We start from the raw sequence: 8,427 nt of genomic DNA, 5'->3' as shown, positions 1-8,427 counted from the left end.
ACAAGGGGAAGATTACATTAAAACTATAATAATTGTATCAATACTATTCCCAATTAGCTAACAAAATTCATTACAATTTTATAACGAAAATCTATTCGATATTGGTTATATTTGTAGAGTTTAAATTAATTATAATAATAAATCAAAATAAAACTATATGAGTTCTTATGATGTAGCCGTAATTGGTGCTGGACCTGGAGGATATGTTGCAGCTATTCGCGCAGCGCAATTAGGATTTAAAACAGCAATTATCGAGAAAGAAAGTTTAGGAGGTACATGTCTTAACGTAGGATGTATTCCGTCAAAAGCTTTATTAGATTCTTCTCACCACTATTACGATGCTGTAAATCACTTTAAAGAGCACGGAATCGAAATCGATGCTCCAAAGGTAAACTTCACTCAAATGATTGCTCGCAAGGTAGGTGTTGTAGATACTAACGTAGCTGGTATCAAATACTTGATGAGTAAAAATAATATTGATGTTTTAGAAGGAACAGGTGCTTTTAAAGACGCAACTCATATTGTTGTAACTGCTAAAGACGGTTCTACTCAAGAAATTGAAGCTAAAAATACAATTATTGCAACAGGATCAGTTTCATCTGAATTACCATTTGCGCCAACAGATAAAACTCGTATCATCACTTCTACAGAAGCATTAGCTTTAACAGAAGTTCCAAAACACTTAATCGTTATCGGTGGTGGTGTTATCGGATTAGAGTTAGGATCTGTTTATTTACGTTTAGGTTCTCAAGTAACAGTTGTAGAATATGCAGACCGCGTTATTCCAGGGATGGACGGTGCTTTGTCTAAAGAATTGACTAAAGTATTGAAAAAACAAGGAATGAAATTCCACACTTCTACAGGTGTAACTTCTGTTATAAATAACGGAAACGATGTTACATTAAAAGCGACTTCTAAAAAAGGAGAAGAAATTGAAATTAACGGAGATTACGCTTTAGTAGCAGTTGGTCGTCGTGCTTTCACAGGATCTTTAGGTTTAGAAAACGTAGGAGTAGAGGTTGACGAAAGAGGTCGTATCAAAACAAACGATCACTTACAAACTAATGTTTCTAACATTTATGCGATTGGTGACGTTGTTGCTGGTGCAATGTTAGCACATAAAGCAGAAGAAGAAGGTGTTTTAGTTGCTGAGCAATTAGCAGGTCAAAAACCTCATATCAACTATAACTTAATTCCTGGTGTTGTTTATACTTGGCCAGAAGTTGCAGGAGTTGGTAAAACAGAAGAGCAATTAAAAGAAGAAGGAGTAGAGTACAAAGTTGGTTCTTTCCCTTTCAAAGCTTTAGGACGTGCTCGTGCATCTATGGATACAGACGGTTTTGCTAAAATTTTAGCTGATAAAAACACAGACGAAATCTTAGGAATGCATATTATTGGTGCTCGTGCTGCTGATTTAATTGCAGAAGGAGTTGTAGCAATGGAATTCCGTGCATCTGCAGAAGATTTAACAAGAATGTCTCATGCTCACCCAACATTCTCAGAAGCGATCAAAGAAGCTGCTTTAGCTGCTACAGACAATCGTCCAATTCACGCTTAATCAAATAGATTTAAGATAAATTCCTAAAAAGCTGTTCGTAAGAGCAGCTTTTTTTATAATTTTAAACTTTATAAACATCAAGAATGGAAAATATCACGACTTTATTCAAAGAAAATTGGGACACAATATTAATTACTGTTATATCAGTGATAACATTTTATTTTGTATTTAAATCGAAAGAACGAAAGAGAAGAAATTAATTTTCCTTAAAGTAAACTGGGTTTGGGTAAAGAAATTCATAATTAAATTCATCTTGTATTTTTTGACTTGAAATTATTTTTCCTTCTCGATTTGTAGCGGAAATAATTTCCTTGTTTAATTGATATTCTAACACTTCTTCTTTGGTAGGATGTTTTGGTGCAACAACATTATAAATTGATGAATTTTTATTTGAATTAATCAAGTTCTCAATCACTTGACAAATATCTAGATAATGTATATGATTCACCATTTGAGATAGATTTTGACTATATAAATCTATATATTTAGAAAGAAATCTATCGTCTCCCATTAATCCACCTAAGCGTAAAATAATCAATTGATTGAACTTTTCTTTTAATTGATTTTCAATTGAATAATAAGGGTTGTTTAAATAAAAAGTTTCAATTGAATTTTCAGAAATAATTTCATTATTTTCAGGATAAATAGCTGTTGAACTAAGTAAAATAAGTTGATTGTTATAATCATCTAAAAAGTCAATTAAATGCTGAAACCGTTTTTGTAAATCTTCTAAATTATTTCTTCTTCCAAATGGAATTGTCACAATAACAAAATCATGATTGTGTTTAATTTTTTCAGATTTGTAATGATCAAAATCGATTGAAAAACAATTTTCTGCATCCGAAATTCGTTTCGTAGTTTCAATCAAAAATTGCTTTTCTAAATACTTTTCTAATCTTGATCCCAACCAACCTTTTCCAATAATCAATCCTTTTTTCATTCAATTTTATTAAACAATAAATATAAGACTGTTCTATTTTCTAACCGAAAATAACTTTCTATTTTTGCCAAATGTTAGAAATTCTTTATCAAGACGAATATATTATTGCCATTAACAAACCGAGCGGATTGTTGGTTCACAAATCTTTTTATGCGCGTGATGCGTCTGTTTTTGCAGTTCAGGAATTACGTAATCAAATCGGTGGGCAACATGTTTATCCTATTCATCGTTTGGATCGTAAAACGTCAGGAGTTTTGCTTTTTGCTTTAGATAAAGAAAGTTTAAAAATTATGAATGATCGTTTTGCAACACGCGAAGTTGAGAAAAAATACTTGGCTATTTTGCGTGGTTGGTCGCCAGAAGAAATGACGATAGACTATGATTTGACGAATGATGATGGTGTAAAGCAAAATGCAATTACCTATTTTCATCGTTTACAAACGGCAGAAATTGATTTAGAATATAACAATCATCCGACTTCACGTTATTGTTTGGTAGAAGCAATTCCCGAAACTGGTCGTATGCATCAGTTGCGCAAGCATTTTCGTCATATTTTTCATCCAATTTTGGGAAGTCGTCCACATGGATGTAACAAACAAAATAAATTGTGGTTAGAGAATTTTGGATTGAAAGGAATGATGCTTCACGCGCATGAACTAGTGTTTAATCATCCAATTACAAATGAACAACTTGTTTTGAATGCAAAGGTAAATGAAGAATTTTCTAAAGTTGGAGATATTCTTGGGTTAGATTTAGAAAAATATAAATAATCTTAATTAATATTTCTCAATTTATCATTTATATTAAATTTATAATTCAGAACGTTAAATAATTGAAATTGAGAATAATGTTTCATAAATTAGTAGAACCAAATATTCTTGCTTATGAAACATTATTTTTACTCATTTTTTACTTTATTTCTTTTATTTAATTGTTCAGAAAATAAACCTGAAATTAAAAAGCTCACTCAACAAGAATTAACAGAAACAACAGAATTTAAAGAAGCTTCACCCGAAAAAAAACAATTATTTTCTGAACTTAAAGCTTTTCAGAAAGATTTACAAAGTAAACAAGCGCAAAAAATTCCAGATTATTTGGATTGTCCAAAACGTATCGAAGAATTAGATTTGAATACCAAAAATACTGCGATTAGGACAGATGTTGAAGCAAATTCGTTTCGATTATCGACAAATTTAGTCACAGATAATTTTGATTTGATTTACAATGAATTAGATTTGAATATTATAAATGAAGCAATAAAATCTATCCCAGAAACGGATTTATTGGCAAATGATAATGTTTCAACCAATGTAAAACTTGGCGAATGCGATTATCATACTTCAATTTTGATGAAAAACAAAGAAGTTGAATTTGATATTAAATCAGCAACACCAAATTCTGAATGTAAGAAAGATCAAAAATGGAAATTTGTTTCGAATGGAGAAATTTTAGTTTTAGATCATCGAAAAATGTTATAATAAACAAAAAAGAAGTTCAAATTTGAACTTCTTTTTTTTATATTTTTAATGAGAATGCACATGCATAGAAACCGTGAGATAAGCGAGAATAAATCCAACCAAAATAGAACCGAATTTTTTCAGATTAAATTTGTGCCCTTCATTACTTTCGAACAAAATTACGGTTGAAATATGTAAAAATATTCCCGAAACAATTGCGCTCATTTCCAAAGAATAATTAGAAATAATCGTATGTTTTCCTAAGAAATATCCCATTGGAGCAGCTAATGCAAACAAAGTCATAAACAGAAAACGTTTTGCGTTAGATTCTGTATGTTGACATAATGCGCTAAATAAAATCATCGAAACTGGAATATTATGAACAAAAATTGCCCACATAAAATTGTGAGATTCTGCATTTGCAACAGGGATTCCTTCGATAATTGAATGTAAAAACAATCCACCAAAAATTCCGAAAGGAAATTGCTCTTTTTTGTGCAAATGAATATGTCCGTGCTCAACGCCTTTACTGATCGTTTCTAAAATATATTGCACAACAACACCTAATAAAACAAACAATCCTATCGAATGATGATTATGATTTTCAGATGGATGTCCATAGACTTGAGGCAAAATTTCTAAGACAGTCATCGCCAAGAAATACGCTCCACTAAAGGTTAGTAGCAGTTTTGAATTGTGTTTATTTTTGAGTAATATTCGAGAAAATAAAACTCCAATTAACACACTTGAAATTAAGATTAAACTTTCTTTCATTTGTTTAAAACTAAAATTAATCGGTCAGAAGTTTGTTCATCAAAAGCATCAAGATTATAATTTCCAAATACTTTATCTAAAATAAAACCTTCTGTTTCGTATATTTTTTTGAAATCGTTGAAATAAATTAAACGAACAAATTCTTCAAAATGAAATATTTCACCTTTATCTCTGAAATCAATTTCTTTTTTGATAAAACCATTTTGGACAGATTTTGTGATTTTGAATAAAATTCCATCAATCAGTTTTTCTTCATAAGGAATCATTTTCGAAACTACTTTTTCTGCATTCAGATAATCCAAAACAAAAATTCCGTGCGATTTTATTTGTTGTTTTACAGCTTCAAAAACTTTAAAATTATCTTCATAATTTTCAAAATAACCAAAACTTGTAAAAAGATTGAAAACTGCATCAAATTCGTTTGGATGATAGACTTCGCGCATATCATGTTTTTCAAATTTTAAATATTCATTTTCAAATTGTTTAGCGTACTTGATACTTTCTTCAGATAAATCGATACCTAAAACATCAAAACCTAATTTATTTAATGTAATAGCGTGTCGCCCCTTTCCACATGCTAAATCTAATACTTTTGCGTGCTGTGGAAGTTGTAAATAATTCGTGATTTTTTGAATAAAATCTTCCGCTTCTGTAAGACTCCTGTTCTTGTATAAAATATGATAATATGGCGAGTTAAACCATTTTACAAACCATTGTAAATCCATTGTTGTTATTTTTGGCAATTTGGGCAAGTTCCTGTGATGACGCAATTGCAATCTTGCATCGAAAATCCTTCGGGTAAACTAATTTTTATTTCTTCTTTTAAGCAAATAAGTTGATTGCAAGTCGTGCAACGAAAATGAAAATGATCGTGATGATGCTCTACATGCTCACAACATGTCTTGCACATTGCAAAATAATTTACGCCGTCATCTCCCACAACTTTATGCATCATTCCGTCTTCGCAAAAATTATTCAGAATACGATAAATCGTTGCTCTGTCCATTTTTCCTTGCAATTGTGTCTCAATTTGTTCCTGATTTAATGCAGTCGTACACGAATTGAACAAATCTATAACCGCTTGTTTGGTTGGTGTATTTCGTCTTTTCATTTCTTAATGCAAATATGTTGCAATAATACAAATTTTATGTGAAATAAAAAATCCTATTCGAAAGTGAATAGGATTTTTTTTGTAAGGCAGAATTTATTTTTAGCTTCTATATTTTTATTTCTAATTTTGAAACAAGTTCAGAATGAATTTTTGTTGAATAAAATTGATTTATTTAGAAATCGCTTCACATTTTTCTTTCAACCAAACAGTTTCTTTTTCGTCTAAGAATGGAGAAATTTTCTCAAAAACAAATTGGTGATAATTATTAAACCAAGTAATTTCTTCATTTGTCATTAAATTAACATCAATCAATTTTTTCTCAATTGGGAAAACTGTAATAATCTCAAATTTTAAGAAATCACCAAACTGAGTAGACATCGCTGGTTGAACAATCATTAGATTCTCGATTCTGATTCCGTATTCACCATCGCGATACAAACCAGGTTCGTTAGAAAGCACCATTCCAGCTTTTAGTGGAGTTAAATTCTCTTCTAAACGAATACTTTGTGGCCCTTCGTGTACACATAAGAAATGACCAACTCCGTGTCCAGTTCCGTGCCCATAATTGAAACCGTTTTCCCAAAGCGCTTTACGCGACAAAACATCTAACAAAGAACCACGAGAATTAACAGGAAAAATAGCTTCCGATAAACCAATATTTCCTTTAAGAACTAAGGTGTAATCTGTTTTTTGTTGCGCTGTTGGTTCTCCTAACATCAATGTGCGCGTAATATCTGTTGTTCCTTCCAAAAACTGAGCTCCAGAATCGATTAACAACATTTCTTTTCGACCTAATGTATAAGCAGTTTCAGGCGAAGCAGAGTAGTGGTTCATTGCGCCGTGATCAGCGTATCCACAGATAGTCCCGAAACTTGCACCTTTACAATTTTCCTGTTGCGAACGGAAAAATTTCAATTGCTCATCAATTGTAACTTCATTAATATTATTGTCAATATTTTCTTCTAACCACATGAAGAATTTAGTTAAAGCAACACCATCTTTTACCATTGCATTTCTAAAACCTTCTTGCTCGATTTCATTTTTAACAGATTTCAAGTTTGTTACTGGAGAAGCAATTAAATTAATAGTTGAAGAAGTAGAAATTGCTTCGTATAACGATTGATTAACTCGATTTCCATCTACCAATACATGCGATTTTTCGTTTTGTTTCTTTAAATAATCGTAAACCGCTAAATAAGGTTGAATTGTAATTCCTTCATTTGCTAAAGCAGTTTTTGTTTCTGGAGTTACTTTTGCTTCATCTATAAATAAATACGCATTTTCTGTATCCACAGCGGCATATGAAATTGTCAATGGATTATAGTTAACATCATTTCCACGAATATTAAATAACCACGCAATTTCATCCAACGAATTCATGATATACACATTTGTATTCGCTTTTTTCATCTCATTGCGTACTTCCGAAATTTTTTCTGAAGCAGATTTTCCAGCAAATTTTACATCATAAATATAGAATGGATTCTCTGGTAAAGCAGGACGATCTTGCCAAGCTAAATCAATTAAATCAATATTTTTAACTGAAAGTTGATTGAATGAAAACTCGTTATAATTTTCTGCAAAAGCATTGTGCGCAAACATTTGCGGATTAAGACCAACAACTTCTCCTTCTTTTAATTGAGAAATAATCCATTCGTTGATAGAAGGAGTTTCTGGCATTCTCATTTTCATCAACTCAAAAGTCGTGTCTTTTAATTGATCTTCTGCCTGAATAAAATATCTCGAATCCGTCCAAACAGCCGCTTTTTCTAATGTTACAACTGCAGTTCCAGCCGATCCATTGAAACCTGAAATCCATGTACGCTCTTTCCAACGATTTGGTAAATATTCGCTTCCGTGCGGATCTGTTCCAGGAATAATTGTTGCGCTAACTCCATTTTGTTTCATAACCTCTCTCAAAGCTGAAAGACGATCTGTGATTTTTTCCATTTTATATCGAATTCTAAAAAATTAAACTTTAATAGCCGAAAGGTACGAAGAATGAAATTGAAGAAAATTAAAATTTTATTTATAATTTATTATAATAGATTGAAATTGGTTTATTAAATCTTTATTTTTAGAATTAAAAATTTCATCTTTTAATTGAGTCATTTTTTCTTGGTTTTTTATAGAAAAGTAATATTCATATAATTGAATAGTGATATCAAGATTATTAGGGAATTTTTTTCGTCCTTTTTCTAAACTTTCAATGGCTAAATTTTCTTTTCCTAATTTGTTTTGTACCCAAGCTTTAATTAAGTATTGATCAGATGTGTTTGGTAAATAAGTTTCAAATAATTTTACAACAATTTCTAAATAATATTCATCATTATTGTTTCTTATCGGTGCCATAAATTTAATATACGGGTAGAAAACTTTTAATAATACTTGGCTATCTGCTTTATTAGTATCAGTTAAATTATACCAATTGTTCTTATTATTTTTAGCTTGAATCAATATAGCTTCAGATTCTTTTATAAAATTATCATACATATTTGAAATAAAATAGAAGTAGGTTTTCGTTGTATAATAATCGATTCTGTTGGGATTATTTTTTATTAATTTATTATGTAATCTTCCCCTTGTT

The 8,427-nt window shown here is 30.7% G+C and carries 9 protein-coding genes; 3 read left to right on the top strand and 6 right to left on the bottom strand.

All coding sequences use genetic code 11. The annotated features are described in order from the left end of the window. Nucleotides 1-157: 157 nt before the first annotated feature. The gene (gene lpdA / locus B3R94_RS04855) at nt 158-1,558 is read left to right on the top strand and encodes a dihydrolipoyl dehydrogenase (RefSeq protein WP_286485107.1); all 1,401 of its coding nucleotides are present in this window, start codon (nt 158-160) and stop codon (nt 1,556-1,558) included. Between the two features lie 196 nt (nt 1,559-1,754). On the opposite strand, the gene B3R94_RS04850 is transcribed toward lpdA, so the two are convergent. Continuing rightward, on the bottom strand, nt 1,755-2,498 hold the full coding sequence (locus tag B3R94_RS04850; RefSeq protein ID WP_038331483.1) for a hypothetical protein: 744 nt from the start codon (nt 2,496-2,498) through the stop codon (nt 1,755-1,757). Between the two features lie 71 nt (nt 2,499-2,569). Between B3R94_RS04850 and B3R94_RS04845 the strand changes: the two genes are divergently transcribed. Further along, nucleotides 2,570-3,268 (top strand): pseudouridine synthase, encoded by a 699-nt coding sequence (locus B3R94_RS04845; RefSeq protein ID WP_038331486.1) that lies wholly within the window; start codon nt 2,570-2,572, stop codon nt 3,266-3,268. Nucleotides 3,269-3,382: 114 nt separating this feature from the next. Continuing rightward, complete coding sequence (locus tag B3R94_RS04840; protein WP_115000743.1) at nt 3,383-3,976, top strand: hypothetical protein; 594 nt, start codon at nt 3,383-3,385, stop codon at nt 3,974-3,976. Nucleotides 3,977-4,021: 45 nt separating this feature from the next. Here B3R94_RS04840 and B3R94_RS04835 read toward each other — a convergent pair whose 3' ends face one another. From B3R94_RS04835 to B3R94_RS04815, 5 genes are all read right to left on the bottom strand, one after another. Beyond that, entirely contained in the window at nt 4,022-4,729 is a 708-nt protein-coding gene (locus tag B3R94_RS04835; RefSeq protein WP_115000739.1) for a ZIP family metal transporter, read from the bottom strand. Beyond that, entirely contained in the window at nt 4,726-5,472 is a 747-nt protein-coding gene (locus B3R94_RS04830; RefSeq protein ID WP_313567219.1) for a class I SAM-dependent methyltransferase, read from the bottom strand. The genes B3R94_RS04835 and B3R94_RS04830 overlap by 4 nt, the downstream gene beginning before the upstream one ends. Then, nucleotides 5,460-5,840, bottom strand: coding sequence for a Fur family transcriptional regulator (locus tag B3R94_RS04825; protein ID WP_291073876.1), 381 nt, complete (start codon nt 5,838-5,840; stop codon nt 5,460-5,462). The genes B3R94_RS04830 and B3R94_RS04825 overlap by 13 nt, the downstream gene beginning before the upstream one ends. A 168-nt stretch (nt 5,841-6,008) precedes the next feature. Beyond that, nucleotides 6,009-7,790, bottom strand: coding sequence for an aminopeptidase P family protein (locus B3R94_RS04820; RefSeq protein ID WP_280046241.1), 1,782 nt, complete (start codon nt 7,788-7,790; stop codon nt 6,009-6,011). A 75-nt stretch (nt 7,791-7,865) separates the two neighbouring features. Next, on the bottom strand, nt 7,866-8,427 hold a 562-nt coding region (locus B3R94_RS04815), incomplete at its 5' end, for a hypothetical protein (protein ID WP_291089602.1).

This window comes from Empedobacter sp. UBA7611, assembly GCF_002484365.1.
GTDB classification, from domain to species: Bacteria; Bacteroidota; Bacteroidia; order Flavobacteriales; family Weeksellaceae; genus Empedobacter; species Empedobacter falsenii_B.
This window is presented reverse-complemented; position numbering and strand designations above follow the sequence as displayed.

Coding starts and splice junctions, on each gene's coding strand:
- B3R94_RS04820 (WP_280046241.1), bottom strand. CDS start 7,790: ATGGAAAAAATCACAGATCGTCTTTCAGCTTTGAGAGAGGTTATGAAA.
- B3R94_RS04850 (WP_038331483.1), bottom strand. CDS start 2,498: ATGAAAAAAGGATTGATTATTGGAAAAGGTTGGTTGGGATCAAGATTA.
- B3R94_RS04825 (WP_291073876.1), bottom strand. CDS start 5,840: ATGAAAAGACGAAATACACCAACCAAACAAGCGGTTATAGATTTGTTC.
- B3R94_RS04840 (WP_115000743.1), top strand. CDS start 3,383: ATGAAACATTATTTTTACTCATTTTTTACTTTATTTCTTTTATTTAAT.
- B3R94_RS04845 (WP_038331486.1), top strand. CDS start 2,570: ATGTTAGAAATTCTTTATCAAGACGAATATATTATTGCCATTAACAAA.
- lpdA (WP_286485107.1), top strand. CDS start 158: ATGAGTTCTTATGATGTAGCCGTAATTGGTGCTGGACCTGGAGGATAT.
- B3R94_RS04835 (WP_115000739.1), bottom strand. CDS start 4,729: ATGAAAGAAAGTTTAATCTTAATTTCAAGTGTGTTAATTGGAGTTTTA.